The organism is Streptomyces sp. NPDC059787 (assembly GCF_042732315.1).
Lineage (GTDB): Bacteria > Actinomycetota > Actinomycetes > Streptomycetales > Streptomycetaceae > Streptomyces > Streptomyces atrovirens.
In genome coordinates this window covers 27,074-49,489 of record NZ_JBHWHX010000024.1, presented here as the reverse complement: position 1 = coordinate 49,489, position 22,416 = coordinate 27,074, and the positions used below count along the sequence as shown (strand labels likewise).

The window sequence follows — 22,416 nt, the reverse complement described above, 5'->3', positions numbered from 1 at the left end:
ATCACGCGCCCGGGTGACTGCCCGGGCCGTGGCCGGGACCCGCCAGGGGGGTCGGTGAGAGGACCGCGGGTTCCTCACCGGCCTCCAGCAGGGTGTCCGCCGAGCCCACGATCAGCGGGTCCGGCTTGCCCAGGGCCTCGTGGTCCTTCGCCGGGTAGTCGCAGCGGTCGAGGAGACTGCGCATGGCCTCCAGCCGCCCCCGGCGCTTGTCGTTGTTCTTCACGACCGTCCACGGCGCGTGGGGCGTGTCCGTCGCCCGGAACATCTCGATCTTGGCCTCGGTGTAGTCGTCCCAGCGGTCGAGCGAGGCGAGGTCCATCGGCGACAGCTTCCAGCGGCGCACCGGATCGACCTGGCGGATCGCGAACCGGGTCCGCTGCTCGGCCCGGGAGACGGAGAACCAGAACTTCACCAGCATGATGCCGTCGTCGGTGAGCAGCCGCTCGAACATGGGCGCCTGCTGGAGGAACTGACGGTACTCGGTCTCCGTGCAGAAGCCCATGACCCGCTCGACGCCCGCCCGGTTGTACCAGGAGCGGTCGAAGAAGACGATCTCGCCGCGGGACGGCAGATGGGCCACATAGCGCTGGAAGTACCACTGGCCCGACTCCCGCTCGGTCGGCTTCTCCAGGGCGACCACGCGGGCACCGCGGGGGTTGAGGCGTTCCATGAACCGCTGGATGGTGCCGCCCTTGCCGGCCGCGTCCCGCCCCTCGCAGAGCACCACGATGCGCTGGCCGGTGTCCTTGACCCACCGCTGCATCTTCAGCAGTTCGATCTGCAGGATGCGCTTGGTGCGGTCGTACTCCGCCCGCTTGATCCTGCGGTCGTAGGGGTGGTTCTCCCGCCAGGTCTCGATCGGGGTGCCGTCGGCGTCGAGCAGCACGGGCCGCTCCGGGCGCCGGTCGTCCACCTCCAGCCCGTACAGCAGATCGTCGCCGTTCCCACCGGCCCCGGCCTCCGTCCGGCCGTCCGGCACGTCCGCGTGTTCGGCCGTCACGTCGCCTCCCGCCTCCTCACGAGTGCGTTATCAGAAGCGTATGCCCAACAGGCGGTTTGCGGTGATTCGGCCGCTGTCGCGGGGAAGGAGCAGGACCAGGCGGAGCGTGTGCGCGGGCAGCGCCTTCCGTCCGTGTTCGGGCATCGCATGCAGGCACTGGTACCCAGGTGAAGGAGAGGCACGACGTGCAGATCGATCTCAAGGGCCGTACGGCGCTGGTCACCGGCTCCACCCAGGGCATCGGTGCGGCGATCGCCACCGGACTGGCGCGGGCGGGCGCCCGGGTCGCGGTCAACGGGCGCTCCACCGAGCGCGTACGGGACAGCGCCGCCGCCCTCGAACGGGAGGTGCCGGGCGCCGACGTCGTACCGGTCGCGGCGGACGTGACCACCGAGGCGGGCGCCGAGCAGGTCGCCGAGGCCCTGCCGCGGGTGGACATCCTCGTCAACAACCTCGGCGTCTTCGGTTCCGCGGACCCGCTGGAGATCACCGACGACGAGTGGCGGCGCTACTTCGAGGTGAACGTCCTGGCCGCCGTGCGGCTGACCCGGCTGTTCCTGCCGGGTATGACCGGGCGCGGCTGGGGGCGCGTCCAGTACATCGCCAGCGACTCGGCGATCGTCACCCCCGCCGAGATGATCCACTACGGCATGTCCAAGACGGCGCTGCTCGCGGTGAGCCGGGGTTTCGCCAAACAGGCGGCGGGCACGGGCGTCACGGTGAACTCGGTCATCGCCGGGCCCACCCACACGGGCGGGGTGGAGGACTTCGTGTACGAGCTGGTGGACCGCGACCTCCCGTGGGACGAGGCGCAGCGCGCCTTCATGCGCGAGCACCGGCCGCAGTCGCTGCTGCAACGGCTGATCGAGCCGGAGGAGATCGCCCACATGGTCGTCTACCTCGGCTCCGACCAGGCCTCCGCGACGACCGGTGGGGCGCTGCGTGTCGACGGCGGCTACGTCGACTCGATCCTGCCCTGAGAACGGGCGGTGGTCAGCGGAGCAGCAGCTGGACGAGGGCGACGGTGCCGATCGTGACGATGAGGGCGCGCAGCACCGCGGGGCTGAACCTGCGGCCGGTCCTGGCGCCGAGCTGGCCGCCGAGGGCGGAGCCGACCGCGATGAGCGCGACGGCCGTCCAGTCGAAGTCGGCGACGAAGACGAAGAAGGCCGCGGCGACCGTGTTGACGATCGCGGCGAGCACGTTCTTGACGGCGTTGAGGCGTTGCAGCGGCTCGTCGATGAGCAGGCCCATCAGGGATATGTAGATGATGCCCTGCGCGGCGGAGAAGTAGCCGCCGTAGACGCTGGCCAGGGTCAGGCCGGCGGACAGCGGCCATCCGCCGTCGGGGCGGGAGGAGTGCCCCTTCGCGCGGCGGCCTCGCACCTTCTTGCCGATCAGGGGCTGGAACGCGACGAGGACGAGAGCGAGCCCCACCAGGGTCGGCACGATGGTCTCGAACGCCTCGGCGGGCAGGGCCAGCAGGAGCGTCGCGCCGCAGAGCCCGCCCAGCGCGGCGCCGACGCCGAACTTGCGGACGCGCCGGCCCTGGCCCGCGAGTTCCCTGCGGTAGCCGATCGCGCCGCTGACGGAGCCGGGGATCAGTCCGAGCGCGTTGGAGACCGTGGCGGTGACGGGGGACAGCCCGGTGGCGAGGAGCACGGGGAAGGTGACCAGCGTCCCCGAGCCGACGACCGCGTTCATGGCGCCGGCGCCGACGCCCGCCGCGAAGACGCCGAGCATTTCCAGCGGCGTCATGCCGTGCCCCCGGCCGTCTCGTCGCCGCCCGGGGGTGCCTGCCGCGGGCCGGGGCCTGAAGAAACGTTCATGGGAGGACGCTAGCCTCCGCGTCCTTCGGCGATCACCGAAAGGCCGGGAGACCCTGGCCACATCCACGCGGACGCCGCTGTCCCCGGAAGAGGCCGGGACCGTCCGGAACCGCTCCGCACGGTCACCGGGCCGGGGTCGGCGAGGGCCGGGCCGTCGAAGAAGCGGGCGACCTCGGCGCGGGTGCGGGCGTACGCGGCCGCGTCCCGCCCGGTCGGCTCGACGTGGCGGTCGGAGACGGCGTGCGACAGCACGAGGGAGCGGCTCGGGCGTGCCCGACGACCACCGGGTCCCGCACGCCGACCGGTCCGCGGAGAAGGGGAGTTCGCCCGTCAGGCGGTTTCCGGCGGCGGTGCCGTGCTGGCGCGCCGCACCAGCCGGGTCGGGACGAGGGTGGTGCCCCGCTCGGGGCCGTCCTGGCGCATCTTGCTCAGCACCGCCTGGACACAGAGCCGGCCCACCTCGGCGAAGTCCTGGTGGAGGGTGGTCAGCGGGGGCAGGAAGGAGGACGCCTCGGGGATGTCGTCGAAGCCGATGACGCTGACGTCCTCGGGCACGCGCCGGCCGCGTTCGTGGAGGGCGCGCAACAGGCCCAGCGCCATCTGGTCGTTGGCGGCGAAGACGGCCGTGCACTCGTCCCTGGCCGCGAGTTCGAGGCCGGCCCGGTAGCCCGATTCCGCCGACCAGTCACCCCGGACGAGGGGCGGCGGCACCCGTCCGGCCTCGGTGAGGGCCGCGCGCCAGGCGTCCGTACGGCGCTGCGCGGCGAACGAGTCCTCGGGGCCGCCCAGATGCCACACCGTGCGGTGGCCGAGGCCGAGCAGGTGCTGGACGGCGGCGCGGGTGCCGCCCGCCTGGTCGGTGTCGACGACCGTGTAGTGGTCGCCGGCGTCGGAGTCGACCACCACGACCTGGACGTGCGGGGGGAGGGTGACGGTCGCCGCGTCCAGGAGGTGGACCTCCATGATGACGATCACGGCGTCGACGGCGAGTTCCTCCAGCCGGGAGAACGCCCCGCGCACCTCGTCCTGGGTGGGTACGGCGACCGGCAGCAGCGTCACCGCGTAGCCCTCGCGTGCGGCGGAGGTGGCGATCGCCTCCAGGGTGCGGACGTTGCCGGTGGTGGACAGGGTGAAGGTGATGACGCCGATGGTGCGGAACTCGCCGCGTTTGAGGGCGCGGGCCGCGCTGTTGGGCCGGTAGCCGAGTTCCTTCATCGCGGCCAGCACCTGACGGCGGGTCTCCTCGGTGACTCCCGGATAGCCGTTGGAGACGCGGGAGACGGTCTGCGAGGAGACTCCCGCGAGCCGGGCCACGTCCGCCATGGAGGCCGTGGTGCGGGCACCGCCCCGGGTGCGGCGCGCGGCGCCGCCGGTCGTGGCGTCGGCGGCCTCGGCGGGGCCGGGTGCGTCCGCCGGCGTTCTCTCGGCCGTGTCCACTCGCCGTCAGCCGCCTTCCTGTCACTGCTCGCGTCACGGTTTCCCAAGGGACCCTTGACCGTTCTCAGGAGGGCAGTGTAAACATGCCGCCATCCGATGTTTACGTAAACATAACAGCTCCCCGGCGCTTCGCGGCAGTCGATGTTTACGTAAACATCACGTGCAGGGGGCATGCCGTTCGGCTCACGCGCCGGGCGGCAGCCGGTCCGGAACGGTGACGAGCGAGGAACGACATGACGACGCTGCAACCACCGGCGGCCGCCGAGGCGCGGCCGGCCCCGCCCCCGGCGGGACGGGACCGCCGCTCCTGGACGGGGTGGGGCTTCATCGGCCCCTTCGTGGCCGTGTTCGCCCTGGTCTTCCTGGCACCGATCGCGTACTCGATCCATCTGAGCCTCTTCCGCGACCAGCTCATCGGCGGGACCACCTTCGTCGGCCTCGACAACTACGAACAGGCGCTCCAGGACGACCGGTTCTGGGCGGCCCTCGGCCGGGTCTCGCTCTTCCTCTGCGTCCAGGTGCCGATCATGCTCGGCATCGCGCTGCTGGTGGCCCTGGCCCTGGACAGCGGCCGGCTCTACGGCAAGGGCTTCTTCCGCATCACGATCTTCCTGCCGTACGCGGTGCCCGCCGTGGTCGCCACCCTGATGTGGGGCTTCATGTACGGCACGAAGTACGGCCTGGTCGGCGACATCAACGGGGCGTTCGGCGTCTCGCTGCCCGACCCGCTCTCCCCCGACCTGGTCCTGGCGTCCATCGGCAACATCGTCACCTGGGAGTTCGTCGGCTACAACATGCTGATCTTCTACTCGGCGCTGCGCGTCATACCGAACTCCCTGTACGAGGCGGCGGAGATCGACGGCGCCGGACAGATCCGCGTGATCACCGCGATCAAACTGCCCGCGATCCGGGGCGCCCTGGTCATCGCGACGATCTTCTCCATCATCGGCAGCTTCCAGCTGTTCAACGAGCCGAACATCCTGCGGCCGCTGGCGCGCAACGCCATCACGACCGACTTCACTCCGAACTACTACACCTACTCGCTGTCCTTCAACGGCCAGCAGCACAACTACTCCGCGACGGTGGCCATCATCATGGGCCTGATCACGATGGTGATCGCCTACGTCGTGCAGCTGCGCGGCATGCGCAAGGGAGCGTGACCCGATGAGCAGCCCTCTCACCACCGCCGCCCCGGCCGCACCCGCCAAGACCTCCGGTCCCGGGCGCGGCGCGCCACGGCTGCGCGGGACGCGCAGGCACTCCGCCGACAAGCCCCGGCGCAGCGTGCTGCTGACGGCGCTGACCTCCCTGGTCGTCGTCTACACCGTCGTGCCGTTGATCTGGCTGGCCATCAACGCCACCAAGACGCAGGCGGGTCTGGCCGACTCGTCCGGGATGTGGTTCGCCGACGACTTCGCGCTGTGGGACAACATCCGCTCCACGTTCACCTACCACGACGGCGTGTTCACGCGCTGGCTGCTGAACACCCTGCTGTACGTGGTGCTGGGCGCCGGCGGGGCCACCCTCCTCGCGGTCCTCGGCGGTTACGCGCTGGCGAAGTTCGACTTCCCCGGCAAGCGCGGCGTCTTCGCCACGGTCATCGGCGCGGTGGCGGTCCCCGGCACGGCCCTCGCGGTGCCCACCTTCCTGATGTTCAGCAAGATGGGCCTGACCGACACCCCGTGGGCGGTGATCATCCCCTCGCTGGTCTCGCCGTTCGGCCTGTACCTGATGTGGGTGTTCGCCACCGAGGCCATCCCCACCGAACTCCTCGAGGCCGCCCGCATCGACGGGGCCGGCGAGGCGCGCACCTTCTTCACCGTCGCCCTCCCGCTGCTCGCCCCCGGCATCGTGACCGTACTGCTGTTCACCACGGTCGCCACCTGGAACAACTACTTCCTGCCGCTGATCATGCTCAAGGACTCGGACTGGTACCCGCTGACGCTCGGTCTGAGCGCGTGGAACTCCCAGGCCGAGACCGTCGGCGGCGAGGTCGTCTTCAACCTGGTGATCACCGGTTCGCTGATCACCATCCTGCCGCTCATCGCCGCGTTCCTGCTGCTCCAGAAGTACTGGCAGTCGGGCCTCGCCGCGGGCAGCGTCAAGGAGTGACCGCGCGGCTCCCCGCCGCCCCCTCAGCCCCACACCACGCACCACCACCCTCACCCCGTCCCGCCCACGAAGAAGTGGAAGCACCCTCATGCGCAGAAACACCAGTCGCCTGCTGCGAGGCATCGCCCTCCTGTCCGCCGTGGCCCTGGGCGCCACCGCCTGCGGCGGCTCGGACGACGACTCCGACCAGAAGGCGGTCTCCGCCTCGGACGTCCAGGCGGCCCTGAAGAAGGGCGGCACGGTGACGGTGTGGTCCTGGGAGCCCACGCTGAAGACGGTCGCCGCCGACTTCGAGAAGAAGTACCCCAAGGTCAAGATCAACCTCGTCGGCGAGCGGTCGGGCGACAAGCACTACACCGCGCTGTCGAACGCGATCTCGGCCGAGAAGGGTGTCCCGGACGTCGCGCAGGTCGAGTACTTCGCGGTGAACCAGTACGCCCTCGGCAAGGGCCTCACCGACCTGGCCCCCTTCGGCGCCGACAAGCTGGCGTCCAAGTACACGCCCGGTCCGTGGAACGCCGTGAGCGAGGACAAGGCGGTCTACGGCCTGCCGATGGACTCCGGCCCGATGGCGATGTTCTACAACAAGACGATCTTCGACAAGTACAAGATCGCCGTCCCGACCACCTGGGACGAGTACGTCGACGCCGCGCGCAAGCTGCACAAGGCCGACCCCAAGGTCTACATCGCCAACGACGCCGGCGACGCCGGCTTCACCACCAGCCTGCTGTGGCAGGCCGGTTCGCGTCCGTACAAGGTCGACGGCACCAACGTGAAGATCGACTTCAGTGACGCGAAGGCCAAGAAGTACACGGACACCTGGCAGAAGCTCATCGACGAGAAGCTCCTCGCCCCGATCAACGGCTGGACCGACGAGTGGTACAAGGGTCTGGGCGACGGCAGCATAGCCACCCTGACCACCGGTGCCTGGATGCCCGCCAACTTCGTCAGCGGCGTGCCGAACGCGGCCGGCCAGTGGCGCGCGGCCCCGATGCCGGCCTGGACCAAGGGCGACAAGGCCAGCGCGGAGAACGGCGGAAGCTCGCTGACCCTGCCCTCGCTCGGCAAGAACAAGGAACTCGCCTACGCCTTCGTGGAGTACGCGAACTCCGGTGACGGCGTCCGGACCCGCGTCGAGCAGGGCGCCTTCCCCGCCACCAAGGCGGAACTGCAGTCCGCCGACTTCCAGAGCACCAAGTTCGACTACCTCGGCGGCCAGGAGGCGAACAAGATCTTCGCCGAGTCCGCCGCGAACGTCGCCAGCGACTGGTCGTACCTGCCGTTCCAGCAGTACGCCCACTCGGTCTTCAACGACACGGTCGGCAAGGCCTACGTCTCGGACACCACGCTCGCGGACGGTCTGAAGGCCTGGCAGGACGCCTCGGTCAAGTACGCCGAGGAGCAGGGCTTCACCGTCGAGAAGTAGCACACGCCGGGCGGCGCGCACCATCCCGCGCGCCGCCCGACGCCCCACCCGGAAGGACCGCCATGATCTCCACCCTCCTGTCCCGCACCGGCGGGGCGGACGGTGACCCCGCCCCCCGTCTCGTCTACGGCGCCGACTACAACCCCGAGCAGTGGCCCCGCACCGTGTGGGAGGAGGACGTCCGGCTGATGCGCGAGGCCGGCGTGAACCTCGTGTCCGTGGGGATCTTCTCCTGGGCCCGGCTGCAACCGGCCGAGGACACCTGGGACTTCGCCTGGCTCGACGAGGTGATGGAACTGCTGCACCGGGGCGGCGTCGGCGTCGACCTCGCCACCGCCACCGCCTCCCCGCCGCCCTGGCTCACCACGGCCCACCCGGAGATCCTCCCGGTCACGGCCACCGGCGAGACGCTGTGGCCGGGGGCGCGCCAGCACTGGCGCCCCACCTCGCCCGTCTTCCGCCGGTACGCGCTGCGCCTGGTCCGGGAGCTGGCGACCCGGTACGCCGGTCACCCCGCGCTCGTCGCCTGGCACGTCAACAACGAGCTGGGCTGCCACAACGTCTACGACCACTCCGACGACGCGGCCCGCGCCTTCCGGGACTGGCTGCGCGCCCGCTACACCACGCTGGAGGCGCTCAACTACGCCTGGGGCACGGCCTTCTGGTCGCAGCGGTACACCGACTGGGAGCAGATCCTGCCGCCCCGGCTGGCCGCCTCCCACCCCAACCCCACCCAGCAGCTCGACTTCAAGCGGTTCTCCTCGGACGCGCTGAAGGACCATCTGCGCGCCGAGCGGGAGATCCTGCGGGAGCTCACCCCGGACGTCCCCGTCACCACCAACTTCATGGTGATGGGCGGCACCAAGGGCATGAACTACCCCGACTGGGCCGACGAGATCGACTTCGTCTCCAACGACCACTACGTCCACCCCGGCCCGCAGGACCGCGACGAGCTGTCCTTCTCCGCCAACCTCACCAGCGGCATCTCCGGCGGGCGGCCCTGGTTCCTGATGGAGCACTCCACCAGCGCCGTCAACTGGCAGCCCGTCAACGTGGCCAAGCGCCCCGGCGACCTGGCCCGCGACTCGCTGCTGCACGTCGCCCACGGCGCCGACGCGGTCTGCTTCTTCCAGTGGCGGCAGTCGGCGGCGGGCGCCGAGAAGTACCACTCGGCGATGGTCCCGCACGCCGGTGCGGACAGCGAGCTGTTCCGCGCGGTGGCCGCCCTCGGCGCCACCCTCGAGGACCTCGCCCCGCTCGCCGGGTCCGAGCGGGAGCCCGCCCGGGTCGGCATCCTCTACGACTGGGAGTCGTGGTGGGCGAGCGAGCAGGACTCCCACCCCACCTCCCTGCTCGACTACCGGCAGGAGGCGCTCGACTGGTACTCGGCGCTCCTCGCCCTCGGCGTCCGCGCCGACCTCGTCACCACCCGGGCCGATCTGCACCGCCACCAGGTGCTGATCGCCCCCGTGCTGCACATGGTCCCGGCCGACCTGGCGAAGACCCTCACCCGGTACGCCGAACAGGGCGGCCATCTGATCACCACGTACTTCTCCGGTGTCGTCGACGAGCACGACCACGTCTGGCTCGGCGGCTATCCGGGCGCCCTGCGGGACCTGCTCGGCATCCGCATCGAGGAGTTCGGGCCACTGCTCGCCGGTGACAGCGTGGAGCTCGACGACGGCACGACCGGCGTCCTGTGGACCGACCGGATCACCGTGACCGGCGACGGGACCGAGGTGCTGGCCCGCTACCGCACCGGCGAGCAGTCGGGCAGGCCCGCCGTCACCCGGCGTCCGACGGGCGGGGGTTCCGCCGCGTACGTCTCCACCCGGCTCGGTGTCGAGGGGCTCACCTCGCTGCTGCCCCGGCTGCTGGGACCGGCCGGCGTGGAGAGCGAACTGCCCGCCGGGGTACGGGGGCTGGTCGAGCCGGTCGTGCGCCGGAGCGCCGAGAGCCGGTTCCTGTTCCTGGTGAACCGGACCGACGGCACCGTCGCGGTGCCCGGCCTCGACGGGGAGGTGCTCGTCGGTACCGCCGGCGCCGACGGCGTCCTCACGCTCGGGCCCCGCGCGGTCGCCGTACTGCGGCAGCCGGCCGCCTGACACCCGCCCCACCACTCCCCGGAGCGGCACGCACCCGTTCCGGGGCCGTCCCCTCCCGCCGGCAGCGACTGCGGCGGGAGGGTCCGCCGAAGCGCGACCACACCTCACCGTTGGGAGCACACCGATGGCACGCCGCACCCGCAACAGACGGCTCCTCACGGCCGCCGGGCTCACCGCAGCCCTGGCCACCGGGGCCGCCCTGGTCCCCGGGCCGACGTCCGCCGCCCAGGCAGCGGACGTCCCCTCCGTCACCGTACGGCCCGACCCCTCCTACCAGCAGGAGGAGTTCGAGGGCTGGGGCACCAGCCTCGTCTGGTTCGCCAACGCCACCGGCGACTACCCGCCCCAGATCCGCGAGAAGCTCGCACGGCTCCTGTTCGGCGACGACGGTCTCGCCCTGAACATCGCCCGCTACAACGTCGGCGGCGGCAACGCCCCCGACGTGAAGGACTACCTGCGCGCCGGCGGCGCGGTCGAGGGCTGGTGGAAGGCGCCCGCGGGCACCACCCGCGAGGACACCGACTGGTGGGACGCCGAGGACCCCGCCGACTGGAACGAGAACGCCGACGCCACCCAGCGCTGGTGGGTGGACCGCATCAAGAAGGACATCACCCACTGGGAGACCTTCAGCAACTCCCCGCCCTGGTTCATGACGGTCAGCGGCTATGTGTCCGGCGGGTTCGACGCCACCGCCGACCAGCTGAAGACCGAGTCGGTCGACGACTTCGCCGCCTACCTGGCGGGCGCCACCAAGCGGCTGGAGAAGGCGCACGGCATCAAGGTCGACACCGTCGACCCCTTCAACGAGCCGAACACCGGCTACTGGAGCACCCGCCTCGGCGCGGACGGCGAACCCGTCGGCGGACGTCAGGAAGGCGCCCACATCGGTCCCGGCCTCCAGGAGAAGGTGCTCCACGCGCTCGCCCCGGCGCTGAAGAAGGCGAAGACCAGGGCGGGGATCTCCGCGATGGACGAGACCAACCCGTCCATCTTCGCGCAGAACTGGAACACCTACTCGTCCGAGGCGCGTGACCTCGTCGGCCAGATGAACGTCCACACCTACGGCACCGGTCAGCGCACCACCGTGCGCGACATCGCCAAGGCCGAGGACAAGCGGCTGTGGATGAGCGAGGTCGAGGGCGACTGGGGCGACGGGCAGAGCTTCACGGACATGCGTCCCGGTCTCGGCCTCGCCCAGCGCATCGTCGACGACCTGCGTGAACTGGAGCCGCGCGCCTGGGTGTTCTGGCAGCCCGTCGAGGACCACGACAACATGAGGCCCGGCGGCGAGTCCGCCAAGGGCGGCAACTGGGGCGAGATCCAGCTCCCCTTCAGCTGCACCTCCGAGGACACCCTCGAGACCTGCCCCATCCACACGAACACCAAGTTCGACACCGCCCGCAACTTCACCCACTTCATCAAGCCGGGCGACCGGCTGATCAAGGTGGACGACACCTCCAGCGCGGCGGCGGTGACGAAGAACGGCAAGGGCGCCTCACTCGTCCACGTCAACAGCACCACCGAGGCCCGCAACGTCACCCTCGACCTGTCCGGGTTCCGTACCGTCAGCCGCAACGCGACCGTCACCCCTGTGGTGACCAGCGCCGACGGCAAGCTGGAGCGGCACCGGGCCATCAAGGTCACCGACCGCGCGGCCACCTTCGCCGTGCCCGCCCAGTCGGTGACGTCCTTCGAGGTCAAGGGCGTCTCCGGCGTCGCGGAGGACGCCCCGCTGCTGCGCAAGGGCCACACCTACACCCTGACCGGTGTGCAGAGCGGCAAGGCGGTCACCGTCGCGGACGACGGCACGCACCTCGTCATCGGCACCGGTGACGACTCGGCCTCCCAGCAGTGGCGGCTGAGCGCGGTGCGCCCCGACGACGGCGTGCGGGAGCGCTACGAGTTCACCAACCCGGTGGACGGCGAGCGGCTGACCGTACGGGACGACGTGCCGGTGGTCGAGCCCGACACCGGAGAGCGCGACCCGGCCGCCGAGTGGATCATGTCGTCCACGGGCGACGGCACCTGGACCCTGGTCAACGCGGCCACCGGGCGCCTCCTGGAGGTCGGCGGACAGGCCACGCACGAGGGTGCGGCGGTCACGACGTGGCAGCCCAACTCCGGTTCCAACCAGCGCTGGACGGTCACGGACGTCACGGACTGACCGATCCGCCCGCATCCGGCCGCACCACCGCCCGGTGGTGCGGCCGGACCGCTTCCACGACCCCCATGGAGAACCAGTGGCACACGACGACGACGCCGAGCGCGAGGTGCGCCGCCGCATGGCGGCCCACGAGCTGTACACCGACTCGGCGCCCGGCCTCGGACTGCTCGAGGAACAGCGGCTGCGCGGCAAGGAACTCGCCGCCGAGTACAACGGCACCGGACCGCGTGACGAGGAGGCCCGCCGCGCCCTGCTGGGCGAACTGCTCGGCTCGGTGGGCCGGGGCGTGTGGATCGAGCCGCCGTTGTACGTCGCCTACGGCCGTCATGTGCACCTCGGCGACGACGTGTACGTCAACTTCGGTCTCACCCTGGTCGACGACGTCGAGGTCTTCGTCGGCGACCGCGTGATGTTCGCACCCCATGTCACCATCAGCACCACCGGCCATCCCGTCCACCCCGAACTGCGCCGGGACGGCAGCCAGTTCTCGGCGCCGGTGCGCATCGAGGACGACGTGTGGGTCGGGGCCGGCGCGGTGATCCTGCCCGGGGTGACCGTCGGGCGGGGCTCGGTCGTCGGCGCGGGCAGTGTGGTGACCGCCGACGTGCCGCCGATGACCGTCGTCGCCGGGACCCCGGCCCGCGTACTGCGGCCGATCACCGACGCGGACCGGGAGTGGACGTACCGGCCGCCGGGCACCGCGCGGAGCTGAACGGTTCCGGGCGCCGCTCACCGTGCTGCGGGTTCCGCGCCGATGGTCACCACGCGGGCCCGGTCGGGCGGGGTGTCGGGCACGTGGTCGGGGTCGTCCTCGTCCCATGACTCCCCCGCACGGGGGAACAGGCCCACCACCGTCCGGCAGGGGGCCGGGAGTCCGGCCAGGGTGTCTGTCCGTCGGTGAGGACGACCACGACATCCGGCCGGGCCGGGACCCGAGTGCCTTGGCGGAGCCGGTCCGTCGCCGTCGTCGGGCAGGGTCAGCACCAGCCGGTGTCCGGCGCCGATCCGCACGGTGACGGATCCGGTCGTGCGCCCGGCGTCGCGGAGCACGATCCGTGCCTCGTCGGCCCAGCGGTCCACGGCGCAGTGGTGGCCGGGCGGGACGAACCCGCGCGGATCGGCGTCGGCCGTCGACCGGTCGGCTCCGGACCGGACCCGCAGTTCACCGGTCCTGCGGGCGTCCCGCAGATGGCGGCGCAGGCGCCGGCACGGTCGCCGACACGTCGGCGGGCGGTCGCGGTCTCGGTCATGGAGGGCGGCACGGCGTACTCACGCACGCGCAGCCAGGGGGAAAGGCGGGAATCCCCGTCCGTGATGTGTGGGCGCATCAGCACTCACCCTGCACGGACGGGACCCCCAATCCGAGAACAGAGGGAGTGGTCATCGCGGCGAGCACAGCCCGCCGCGTCACGTTCTGTCAGGTGTCTTTCCCGGGCACGGGCCCGCCGCCGGCCACCTGACGGACCGACGACGGGCAGCCGGCCCGCGCGGGCCTACCGGCGGCTGCGCACCAGTACGTACAGGAAGTACGGCGTTCCGATCACGGCCGTCATCAGGCCGGCGCCCAGCTGGGCGGGGGCGATCACGGTGCGGCCCAGCAGGTCGGCCGTGCACACCAGTACGGCGCCGAGGAGCAGCGCGACCGGCAGGACGCGGGTGTGCCGCCGTCCGACGAGGGCGCGCGCCGCGTGCGGGGCGACCAGGCCGACGAAGCCGATGGTGCCCGCGGCGGCGACGGCGGCGGCGCTGAGCAGCACGCTCAGCACGAGGAAGCCCAACCTTCCACGCGCCAGGTCGAGTCCGAGCAGCCGGGGGGTGTCCTCGTCGAGGGAGACCAGGTCGAGTTCCCGGTGCCGTACGCCGGCCACCGCGACGCCGACGGCGAGGACGGCCGCGAGGGGGAGGACGTCGGGCATGGTCCGGCCGTACGTGGAGCCCGACAGCCAGGTGAGGGCCTTGGTCGCGTTGAACGGGTCGGTGAGCACGATCAGCAGGCTGATCAGGGCCGTCGACGCGGTCGCGGCACCGATGCCGACGAGCACCAGCCGGTTCTGCTGGTAGCCCCCGCGCGCGGCGAGGCCGAACACGACGACCGCCGTGACCGCGGATCCCGCGAAGGCCGCCCCGGCGACGCCCCACCCCCCGGCGGCGGGGACCGTCGTCACCAGGACCACCGCGCCGAGCGCGCCACCGCCGGAGACGCCCAGGACGGCGGGTTCCGCCAGCGGGTTGCGGGTGACGGCCTGCACCAGGGTTCCGGCCAGCGCGAGCGCCGCCCCGGCGAGGAGCGCGGCGGACACCCGGGGCACACGGGTGTCCAGCACGAAGGAGACGGTCCTGCCCGCCCTGCCCTGCGCCCAGTTGACCACGTCGCCCAGCAGCAGCTTGCTGTCGCCCAGTAGGACGGCGGCGATCGTGACGCCGACCAGGACGACCGTCAGCACGGTGAGCGTGGTGAGGAAGACGGCGCGGCTGCGGATGCGGAGCTTGTCCGGCGCGGCGGCGCCGGCGGTGTCGCGGAGCCGGGCCGCCATCACCACCAGGAACGTCGCACCGACGAGGCTGGTGACCACGCCGGTGGGGACGGCGACCGCGGTGTCCGCGTCGACGAACGTCCGCAGCAGCACGTCCGCCCCGAGCACCAGGGCGGCGCCGACGAGGCCCGCGACCGGCACGCCCGCCCTCAGCAGTCGCAGCCCCCGGACCCGGCGGGCGAGCGGGCGGGCGAGGGCCGGGGCGCACAGGCCGACGAAGCCGATCGGGCCGGCCAGGGTGACGGCCGCCGCGGAGAGCAGGGTCGCCAGGACGACGGCCGTGACGCGGGTGGCCCGCACCGGGACGCCGAGTCCGCGGGCCGCGTCGTCGCCGAGGGCGAGGGCGTCGACCCGGCGGGCGATGAGCAGCAGGCCGGCGAGTCCGGCGACGGCGACGGGCAGCATCTGCAGGACACCGTCGAAGCCGTTCTGGCCGATGTTGCCCTGGTTCCACTGGTAGAGGCCCTCGGTCTGCCGCGGGAACAGCAGGAGCAGCCCCTCGGTGACGGCGGTGAGCCCGAGGGCGAGCGCGGTACCGGCGAGCACCAGCCGTACGGTGCCGGCGCCGAGCCCCGACAGTCCGAGGACGACGGCCGCCGCCGCGAGCCCGCCGGCGAAGGCGATGCCCGAGGAGGCGAGCAGCGGCAGGGAGACGCCGGTGACGGCGGCGATGCCGAGGGCGAAGTAGGAGCCCGCGTTGACGGCGAGGGTGTCCGGGGAGGCCAGGACGTTGCGGCTGACGGCCTGCAGGGCGACGCCGGCCATGCCGAGGGCCGCGCCCACGAGGAGCCCGGCGGTCATGCGGGGCAGCCGTGAGGCGATGACGACGGACGCGTCGGCCGGGTCGGCCCGTCCGGTGAGGGCCTTGAGGACCTCGGCCGGGCCGACCGCGGCGGTGCCCTGGGTGATGTCGACGACGGCGAGGGCCGCGACCAGGAGCACGAGCGCGGTCGTCACCGCGGCCGCGCCCGTCCGGGACCTGGCCGTCGCCGGACGGGCGGTGGGAGTGGTGGCGGTGACGGCCATCGCGCTACTTCGTCAGCGAGGCGACGAGGGAGTCGGCGTACGCCTCCATCGAGCCGGTGCCGCCGAACATCCAGATGCCGTCGTCCAGCCGGTGGACGTCACCGGACTTCACGAACGGCAGCGACTTCCACACGGAGTTGTCGGCGAGTTCCTTGCCGAACGGGTCGCTGGCGGCGTCGTCCTTGTTGCCGATGTAGGCGAAGTGGACCTCGCCCAGGCCGGTCAGTCCCTCGACGTCGGTGGAGGCCAGGCCGTAGGCCTCGTCGCCCTTCAGCTTCCAGGCGTTCTTCAGGCCGAGCCGCTCGTTGACGGCGCCGATCAGCGAACCGGAGGTGTAGGGGCGCAGGGAGACCTGGTTGGAGGCGACGTAGCCGTCGGCGAAGGCGATCTCCGCGCCGTCCAGGCCGGCGTCGGCGAGGGCCTTCTTCCCCTCGGCGAGCTTGGCGTCGAAGTCCTTCTTCAGCGTGGCCGCGCGCTCGGTGGTGCCGGTGGCCTCGGCGATGAGGTCGACGCTCTTCAGCGTCTGCCCGATCGGGTCGGCGGCGTCGGCGGACTTCACCCCCAGGACCGGGGCGACCTTGCGCAACTGCTCGACGACGTCGGGCTGCAGGTCGGTGGTGGCGACGATCAGGTCCGGCTCGAGCGAGGCGATGGTGTCCATGCTGGGCTCGCCGCGGGTGCCGATGTCCTTGGGCTCGTTCCTGAGCGGGACGGCGGCGTCCCAGGTCTTGTAGCCCTTGACGTCGGCGACGCCCACCGGGTCGACACCGAGGGAGACCAGGTGCTCGACGACGTTCCACTCGGTGCCGACGACCTTCTTGGCGGGGCCGTCGAGTTCCACCTTCGCGCCGGTGGCGTCGGTGAGGGTGATGGCCTGCGCGGACTCCTTGGCGCCGGCGTCGTCGGCGGCGGGTTCGGTGGTGCCGCAGGCCGCCAGCAGGAGGGTGGCGGCGGTGGCCAGGGGAGCGGTGAGCAGGAGGCGTCTCATGAGGTGGTGCCGAGCCTTTCGCTTCGGGTGTGGTGACGGCCGATGGCGCGGGTGCGCAGCCGGCCGGTGAGGGGGTCGGTGTCGACCTCGATCCGGATGCCGTAGACCTCGGTCAGGCGCTCCGGGGTGAGGACGTCCTCGGGCGGGCCCTCCGCGACGACGCGTCCGGCCGCGAGGAGCACGATCCGGTCGGCCACGGCCGCCGCCTGGTCGAGGTCGTGCAGGACGACGCCGACGGCGATGCCGTGTTCGTCGGCCAGGTCGCGCATGAGGTCGAGGAGTTCGACCTGGTAGCGCAGGTCGAGGTAGGTGGTCGGTTCGTCGAGGAGGAGGACACCGGTCTCCTGGGCGAGGCAGCCGGCCAGCCACACGCGCTGGAGCTGTCCTCCGGAGAGGTGTTCGGCTCCGCGGTCGGCGAGTTCGGCGACGCCGGTGAGGGCGAGGGCACGGTCCACGGCGGCGCGGCCGCCGGGGTCCGTGCCGCCCCATCGGCCGCGGTGCGGGTAGCGGCCGAACTCGACGACGTCCCGCACGCTGAGACCGCTGGGGGTGGGGCGTCCCTGGAGCAGCAGGGCGACGCGGCGGGAGAACTCCCGGGGGCCCAGGGCCAGCGCGTCGGTGCCGGCGTCGATCGTGAGCGTGGCGCTCCGCGGCCGTTGCAGCCGGGCGACGGTGCGCAGCAGGGTCGACTTGCCGCTGCCGTTCGGGCCCACCAGGGCGGTCACTTCACCGGGCCGCAGGGTCAGCGCCGCGTCGTGCACGACGTCGGTGCCGTCGTACGCCACGGTCACGTCGGTGGCCGACAGTTGATGGCCGCGCGGGCTCAGGGCCGCCTCTTCAGCAGGAATCACGAGGCAAGGTTAGCCTACCCTTAATTCCCGTTATCAGGGGGTGACCTGGGAGAAAGCCGGAACGGGTCGGTGCCGGTCCGTCAGAAGGCGTAGCGGATATCGAGCCAGGGTGTGTGCCGGGTGGCCAGTTCACGCAGGTCCGCGAGGGCGCGGCGCTTGATGTCGGCGCGGTAGCGGAGGTTGAGGGCACCGTTCTGGGAGCGCTTGGTCTCCTGCGCGGCGGGCTGCCACAGCACCTCCTCGCCGCGCGGATGCCAGCGGAGGTTGACCTCGTGCAGGTCCGCGTTGTGGGTGAGCATGATGACTTCGGCGCGGGCCTGCCGCTTCACGCGCTCGGGCAGTACGTCGTCCATGTGCCGCAGCAGCCCGGCCCAGGCGTCCTGCCAGCCGGGGCGGACGACGACGGGTGAGAGGTTGAAGTGCACCTCGTACCCGGCGTCGAGGAAGTCCGCGGCGGCGGCGATCCGCCGGTCGACCGGGCTGGTGCGCAGGTCCAGCAGGCGCGAGTCGTCGGCCGGCATCACCGAGAACCGGATACGGGTGCGGCCGCGCGGGTCGAGCTCCAGCAGGTCGGGGTTGACGAACTTGGTCGCGAAGGACGCCTTCGCGGTGGGCCAGTCGCGGAAGGCGCGCACCAGGTCGGCGGTGTTGTCGCAGACGAGGGCGTCGACGGAGCAGTCGCCGTTCTCCCCGATGTCGTACACCCATGCCTCGGGGTCGCACTGGTTGGGCTCCGGTTTGGGACCCTGGGCGGCGACGTGGCGGCCGAGGTGGGCGACGATCCGGTCGATGTTGGTGAAGAGGGTGATCGGGTTGGCGAAGCCCTTGCGGCGGGGGACGTAGCAGTACACGCAGGACAGGGCGCAGCCGTTGGACGGGCCGGGGGCTATCCAGTCGGCGGAACGGCCGTTGGGGCGGGTGGTGAGCGTCTTCTTCACGCCCAGGACGAGGGTCTCGCGCTTGATCCGCATCCAGCGGTCCGCGCTGCCCTCGTTGCCGTGCAGCTCGGGGATGCGCCAGTGGGAGTCCGTCTCGATCAGCCGGGCCCCGGGGAACCGGGCGAGGATCTGCCGCCCGCGGGGCGAGGCGGCGGCGGCCGGCTCGGCGTGGATCTCCCGGATCGCGAGCAGCCGGCGCGCCTGCGCGGAGTCCCGGAAGGCGGAAGCGGACGGCGCCGGCCCGGCCGCCGGTGCCGCCGGCAGCTCGTCGAGACCGAAGAGCGGCTCCTGGGAGCCGGGGGACGAGGACGGATGGTGGCGCATGTGCGGGCCGGCTTCCCGGGTGCGGAGACGATACGGAACGCCCGCCGGCCGGATTCCACGGAACCCGGCAGGTGAGGGCCGTCCTCCCCACTGTACGGCGACGGGGCCGGCACCCCGCCCACCGAGCAGATCGTGGGAGCGCCGACGCCCGGCCACGCCCGCCGCGAGCAGCCGTCCCGCAGGACGGCGGGAGTCCCCTCCCCCGCGCGAACGAAGCCGAGAGCGGGGGAGGGTGGGCACGGCCTGCGGCACCGGCGCGCTTTCGGAGCGGGTCGACGGGGTGTTCCCGTCGTGGCCGGGTGTCAGGCGCGGGTCGTGAAGCGTTCCCAGACCCGGTGTGAGGCAAGCAGCTCGCGGACCTGGCCGAGGACGGTGGGGCCGGAGTCGGCGACCACGATGCCGGGGGCGTCGGTGGGGACGCCGGACGCTTCGAGGGCGGCTTCGCCGCCCGCCCACGCGCCGATCGCCTTGCCGTGCCGGAACGCCTCGGTCAGCAGCAGCCCGATCCGCGGGTCGATCGCCGTCCGCTGTGCGGCGGAGGCCGCGCCCTTGCCGTCGCGCACGCCGGCCGTGTCGTCGCCCATGGCCGGCACCCCGGCCAGCAGTACGGCGTCGAACTCGACGGAACGCGCGGTGACGTAGCTGCGCTGGACCGTCAGGGCCGAGTCGTCCGAGCCGAGCGTGCCGCCGGTCGGCGCCACGACCAACGGGACCATGCCCGCCTCGAGCACCGCGTCGCGTACCGCGTGGACTCCGTCGAGGTCGCCGTCCGGGCCGGCGACGATGCCGATGACGCGTCCGTCCACGGGCCAGGTCCGCCCGATCTGCGAGAGGGCCGGGCTCGGTTCGACGTCGGCGAGCGGGACGGTGGGCTCGGGCGCGGGCAGACCGAGGCCCTCGGCGACACCGGCGCACAGCTCGGGGTCGATGTTGGCCAGGACCTGGAGGGTCCGCACCCTGATGGCCTCTTCGTAGCACTTGCCCAGCTCGAAGGTGTACGCGCCGATGATGTGCTCGCGCTCCACCGGGCTCATGCTCAGCCAGAACCGGCGGGGCTGGCTGAAGTGGTCGGCGAACGACTCCGGCGCCTCGCGCACCTTCCGCCCCTCCGGGACGGTCACCGGCGCCTCGATGAACGCGCTCGTGTCCGCGCCCGCGGTGAACGGGCAGCCGCCGTCGAGGGAGTTGGGCCGGTAGGGGGCCACGCCGCGGTGCACGGCCGTCTGGTGCATGCCGTCGCGCAGCATGTCGTTGACCGGTGCCTGCGGCCGGTTGATCGGAAGCTGCGGGAAGTTGGGGCCGCCCAGGCGCGTGATCTGGGTGTCCAGGTACGAGAACAGCCGTCCCGCGAGCAGCGGGTCGTCGGTGACGTCGATACCGGGCACGAGGTGACCGACGTGGAAGGCGACCTGCTCCGTCTCGGCGAAGAAGTTGGACGGGTTCCGGTTGAGGGTCATCAGCCCGACCGGCTGCACCGGGGCGAGCTCCTCGGGCACGATGTTCGTCGGGTCCAGCAGGTCGATGCCCTCGAAGGTCTGCTCCGGGGTGTCGGGGAAGGTCTGGATGCCCAGTTCCCACTGCGGGTAGGCACCCGCCTCGATGGCGTCGGCGAGGTCCCGCCGGTGGAAGTCCGGGTCGACGCCGTTGATCGTCTGCGCTTCGTCCCACACCAGGGAGTGCACGCCCAGCTTGGGCTTCCAGTGGAACTTCACCAGTGTCGTGGCACCCTCCGCGTTGACCAGCCGGAAGGTGTGGACGCCGAAGCCCTCCATCATCCGGAAGGAGCGCGGGATGCCGCGGTCGCCCATGAAGAAGAGGGTGTGGTGGGTCGCCTCGGTGTGCAGGGAGACGAAGTCCCAGAAGGTGTCGTGCGCGCTCTGCGCCTGCGGGATCTCCCTGTCGGGGTGCGGCTTCGCGGCGTGGACGACGTCGGGGAACTTGATGGCGTCCTGGATGAAGAAGACCGGGATGTTGTTGCCGACCAGGTCGAAGACGCCCTCGCTGGTGTAGAACTTCGTGGCGAAACCGCGGGTGTCGCGCACGGTGTCGGCGGACCCGCGTGAGCCGACCACGGTGGAGAACCGTACGAACACCGGCGTCTCGACGTCCGCGGCGAGGAACCCCGCCTTGGTCACGGAGGCCGCCGTGCCGTAGCTCTGGAAGACCCCGTGCGCGCCCGCGCCGCGGGCGTGGACCACGCGCTCCGGGATGCGCTCGTGGTCGAAGTGCATGATCTTCTCGCGCAGATGGTGGTCCTGGAGCAGCACGGGGCCGCGCGGACCCGCCTTGAGCGAGTGGTCGGTGTCGTACAGCCGGGTGCCCTGCGCGTTGGTCAGATAGCTCCCGGACTGCGCCACCCTGGCCTGGTCGGCGCCGGTGGGCTGACCGGTGGGCGACACGGTGGCCGGGCCGCTCTGGTCCGGCTTCGGCGGCAGCGGATCGCGGGGCTCGGTCGGCTCGGCCACGGAAGGCGGCTGGGAGCCCGGCCGTCCGGGAATGCCGTCGGCCGGGGCCGATCCGTCGTCCTGCAGCTTATCGGTGATCTTCTTCGCTGCCCGCTTGACGGGGTTGGCCTCGCTCATGGGGTGACACTCCTCCGCTTCAGACCGGCCACGGACAGGGTGGCCGTGCGTTCAGTTGCCGACTGCGGGCGACCCGAGGGGGCAAAGCGCTCGAAAAGGGCATCGGGTGCCGCCAACGTCTCACGGCGGGCACGCCCTCGCAGCGGGCACCCGCCGTTGGGGTGAAATCCCCGCCCCGGAGCACCGTGCCCCGCGCCTCGGCACACCCGCACTTCCCCCTCCGCTCTCCCCCACCGGATCCGACCGCCCCGCCCGCGTACCCCCGGCCCGACGGTCAAGGCATACGGATTCGGTCCGGCGTGCCACCCCGCCGACGGGCACCCGCTCACCGATTCATGTCCGAAATCAACGGCGACATCACCGTGGACGCCGGCTGGTTCAACGGCAACGCCACGCAGAACTTCTGGCGTTCGGCGGAGAACCTCGCCATCAACCCCGTCAACGGCACCGACCGTTGGGCGGTCGCCCAGGCGGCCCCGTTCCGCCGGATCCACGTCAGGGGCGGCCTCAACCTCGCCCCGGACGGCTACGGCTGGGCCTCCGGCGGCTACATCGCCGACTCGAAGATCGACGGCACCGTCGGCCCGTACTCCCAGCAGCAGTGGTACACACGGGACAGCTCCGTCGGCGGCTGGACCAACGGGGTGTGGAACATGACGTTCACCGGCGTCCAGGGCGCTCCGGCGAGCAACTTCGAGACCGGCCCGTACACCACGTTCGACACCACGCCGATCTCGCGCGAGAAGCCGTTCCTCCACCTGGACGGCAACGAGTACAAGGTGTTCGTGCCCGCCAAGCGCACCGACGCGCGCGGTGTCTCCTGGCCGGCCAACGCCGGCGGCACGTCCCTCCCGCTCGACCGGTTCTACGTGGTCAAGCCCGGTGCCACGGCCGCGACCATCGACGCCGCGCTCGACCAGGGGCTCAACCTGCTGTTCACGCCCGGTGTCCACCACATCGACCGGACGATCGAGGTCGACCGCGCCGACACGGTCGTGCTCGGTCTCGGTCTCGGTCTCGGTCTCGGTCTCGGTCTCGGTCTCGGTCTCGGTCTCGGTCTCGGTCTCGGTCTCGGTCTCGGTCTCGGTCTCGGTCTCGGG

The 22,416-nt window shown here is 71.9% G+C and carries 16 protein-coding genes and 2 pseudogenes; 8 read left to right on the top strand and 10 right to left on the bottom strand.

From position 1 onward, the window contains the following. Position 1 precedes the first annotated feature (1 nt). Positions 2 to 979: a polyphosphate kinase 2 gene (gene ppk2, locus ACFV5H_RS22665; protein WP_385197036.1), complete on the bottom strand. Its 978-nt coding sequence runs from the start codon at positions 977 to 979 to the stop codon at positions 2 to 4. Between the two features lie 206 nt (positions 980 to 1,185). On the opposite strand from ppk2, the gene ACFV5H_RS22660 reads away from it, so the two are divergent. Then, positions 1,186 to 1,980 carry an SDR family NAD(P)-dependent oxidoreductase gene (locus tag ACFV5H_RS22660; RefSeq protein WP_385196912.1) on the top strand — a complete coding sequence of 265 codons (795 nt, stop codon included), beginning with the start codon at positions 1,186 to 1,188 and terminating at the stop codon, positions 1,978 to 1,980. A 13-nt stretch (positions 1,981 to 1,993) separates the two neighbouring features. Here the strand turns inward: ACFV5H_RS22660 and ACFV5H_RS22655 are convergent, their stop codons facing one another. From ACFV5H_RS22655 to ACFV5H_RS22645, 3 genes are all read right to left on the bottom strand, one after another. Next, entirely contained in the window at positions 1,994 to 2,758 is a 765-nt protein-coding gene (locus ACFV5H_RS22655; RefSeq protein WP_385059665.1) for a sulfite exporter TauE/SafE family protein, read from the bottom strand. 80 nt (positions 2,759 to 2,838) lie between these two features. Then, positions 2,839 to 3,081: a hypothetical protein gene (locus ACFV5H_RS22650; protein ID WP_385196910.1), complete on the bottom strand. Its 243-nt coding sequence runs from the start codon at positions 3,079 to 3,081 to the stop codon at positions 2,839 to 2,841. Positions 3,082 to 3,159: 78 nt separating this feature from the next. Further along, positions 3,160 to 4,152, bottom strand: a complete 993-nt coding sequence (locus ACFV5H_RS22645; protein ID WP_385197034.1) for a LacI family DNA-binding transcriptional regulator — start codon at positions 4,150 to 4,152, stop codon at positions 3,160 to 3,162. 347 nt (positions 4,153 to 4,499) lie between these two features. On the opposite strand from ACFV5H_RS22645, the gene ACFV5H_RS22640 reads away from it, so the two are divergent. From ACFV5H_RS22640 to ACFV5H_RS22615, 6 genes are all read left to right on the top strand, one after another. Then, the gene (locus tag ACFV5H_RS22640; protein ID WP_385058942.1) at positions 4,500 to 5,426 is read left to right on the top strand and encodes a carbohydrate ABC transporter permease; all 927 of its coding nucleotides are present in this window, start codon (positions 4,500 to 4,502) and stop codon (positions 5,424 to 5,426) included. A gap of 4 nt (positions 5,427 to 5,430) precedes the next feature. Continuing rightward, positions 5,431 to 6,378: a carbohydrate ABC transporter permease gene (locus ACFV5H_RS22635; protein ID WP_385058944.1), complete on the top strand. Its 948-nt coding sequence runs from the start codon at positions 5,431 to 5,433 to the stop codon at positions 6,376 to 6,378. Between the two features lie 88 nt (positions 6,379 to 6,466). Further along, on the top strand, positions 6,467 to 7,804 hold the full coding sequence (locus ACFV5H_RS22630) for an ABC transporter substrate-binding protein (RefSeq protein ID WP_385058946.1): 1,338 nt from the start codon (positions 6,467 to 6,469) through the stop codon (positions 7,802 to 7,804). Positions 7,805 to 7,866: 62 nt separating this feature from the next. Continuing rightward, the gene (locus ACFV5H_RS22625) at positions 7,867 to 9,909 is read left to right on the top strand and encodes a beta-galactosidase (protein ID WP_385196907.1); all 2,043 of its coding nucleotides are present in this window, start codon (positions 7,867 to 7,869) and stop codon (positions 9,907 to 9,909) included. A 124-nt stretch (positions 9,910 to 10,033) separates the two neighbouring features. Beyond that, positions 10,034 to 12,073: an RICIN domain-containing protein gene (locus ACFV5H_RS22620; protein WP_385055387.1), complete on the top strand. Its 2,040-nt coding sequence runs from the start codon at positions 10,034 to 10,036 to the stop codon at positions 12,071 to 12,073. A 118-nt stretch (positions 12,074 to 12,191) separates the two neighbouring features. Further along, entirely contained in the window at positions 12,192 to 12,785 is a 594-nt protein-coding gene (locus ACFV5H_RS22615) for a sugar O-acetyltransferase (protein ID WP_385055458.1), read from the top strand. 17 nt (positions 12,786 to 12,802) lie between these two features. On the opposite strand, the pseudogene ACFV5H_RS22610 reads toward ACFV5H_RS22615, so the two are convergent. The 6 genes and pseudogenes from ACFV5H_RS22610 to ACFV5H_RS22585 form a co-directional block, all read right to left on the bottom strand. Beyond that, positions 12,803 to 13,031 (bottom strand): annotated as a pseudogene (locus ACFV5H_RS22610) (hypothetical protein); the annotation flags it as partial. A 535-nt stretch (positions 13,032 to 13,566) separates the two neighbouring features. After that, on the bottom strand, positions 13,567 to 15,633 hold the full coding sequence (locus tag ACFV5H_RS22605) for an iron ABC transporter permease (protein WP_385055389.1): 2,067 nt from the start codon (positions 15,631 to 15,633) through the stop codon (positions 13,567 to 13,569). Positions 15,634 to 15,637: 4 nt separating this feature from the next. Next, positions 15,638 to 16,621: an ABC transporter substrate-binding protein gene (locus ACFV5H_RS22600; protein ID WP_385055392.1), complete on the bottom strand. Its 984-nt coding sequence runs from the start codon at positions 16,619 to 16,621 to the stop codon at positions 15,638 to 15,640. Next, entirely contained in the window at positions 16,618 to 17,472 is an 855-nt protein-coding gene (locus ACFV5H_RS22595; protein WP_385196905.1) for an ABC transporter ATP-binding protein, read from the bottom strand. The genes ACFV5H_RS22600 and ACFV5H_RS22595 overlap by 4 nt, the downstream gene beginning before the upstream one ends. A gap of 80 nt (positions 17,473 to 17,552) precedes the next feature. After that, positions 17,553 to 18,734 (bottom strand): spore photoproduct lyase family protein, encoded by a 1,182-nt coding sequence (locus ACFV5H_RS22590; protein WP_385196903.1) that lies wholly within the window; start codon positions 18,732 to 18,734, stop codon positions 17,553 to 17,555. Between the two features lie 302 nt (positions 18,735 to 19,036). Next, a complete protein-coding gene (locus tag ACFV5H_RS22585) occupies positions 19,037 to 21,316 on the bottom strand; it encodes a catalase (RefSeq protein ID WP_385055401.1) in 2,280 nt (759 codons plus the stop codon). A 338-nt stretch (positions 21,317 to 21,654) separates the two neighbouring features. On the opposite strand from ACFV5H_RS22585, the pseudogene ACFV5H_RS22580 reads away from it, so the two are divergent. Further along, positions 21,655 to 22,326, top strand: a pseudogene (locus ACFV5H_RS22580) (sialidase); the annotation flags it as partial. Positions 22,327 to 22,416: the final 90 nt, after the last annotated feature.

What these genes read in the sequence shown, in the direction of transcription:
- ACFV5H_RS22655 (WP_385059665.1), bottom strand. Translation starts at nt 2,758, where the DNA reads ATGACGCCGCTGGAAATGCTCGGCGTCTTCGCGGCGGGCGTCGGCGCC.
- ACFV5H_RS22645 (WP_385197034.1), bottom strand. Translation starts at nt 4,152, where the DNA reads ATGGCGGACGTGGCCCGGCTCGCGGGAGTCTCCTCGCAGACCGTCTCC.
- ACFV5H_RS22640 (WP_385058942.1), top strand. Translation starts at nt 4,500, where the DNA reads ATGACGACGCTGCAACCACCGGCGGCCGCCGAGGCGCGGCCGGCCCCG.
- ACFV5H_RS22635 (WP_385058944.1), top strand. Translation starts at nt 5,431, where the DNA reads ATGAGCAGCCCTCTCACCACCGCCGCCCCGGCCGCACCCGCCAAGACC.
- ACFV5H_RS22630 (WP_385058946.1), top strand. Translation starts at nt 6,467, where the DNA reads ATGCGCAGAAACACCAGTCGCCTGCTGCGAGGCATCGCCCTCCTGTCC.
- ACFV5H_RS22625 (WP_385196907.1), top strand. Translation starts at nt 7,867, where the DNA reads ATGATCTCCACCCTCCTGTCCCGCACCGGCGGGGCGGACGGTGACCCC.
- ACFV5H_RS22620 (WP_385055387.1), top strand. Translation starts at nt 10,034, where the DNA reads ATGGCACGCCGCACCCGCAACAGACGGCTCCTCACGGCCGCCGGGCTC.
- ACFV5H_RS22615 (WP_385055458.1), top strand. Translation starts at nt 12,192, where the DNA reads ATGGCGGCCCACGAGCTGTACACCGACTCGGCGCCCGGCCTCGGACTG.
- ACFV5H_RS22605 (WP_385055389.1), bottom strand. Translation starts at nt 15,633, where the DNA reads ATGGCCGTCACCGCCACCACTCCCACCGCCCGTCCGGCGACGGCCAGG.
- ACFV5H_RS22600 (WP_385055392.1), bottom strand. Translation starts at nt 16,621, where the DNA reads ATGAGACGCCTCCTGCTCACCGCTCCCCTGGCCACCGCCGCCACCCTC.
- ACFV5H_RS22590 (WP_385196903.1), bottom strand. Translation starts at nt 18,734, where the DNA reads ATGCGCCACCATCCGTCCTCGTCCCCCGGCTCCCAGGAGCCGCTCTTC.
- ACFV5H_RS22585 (WP_385055401.1), bottom strand. Translation starts at nt 21,316, where the DNA reads ATGAGCGAGGCCAACCCCGTCAAGCGGGCAGCGAAGAAGATCACCGAT.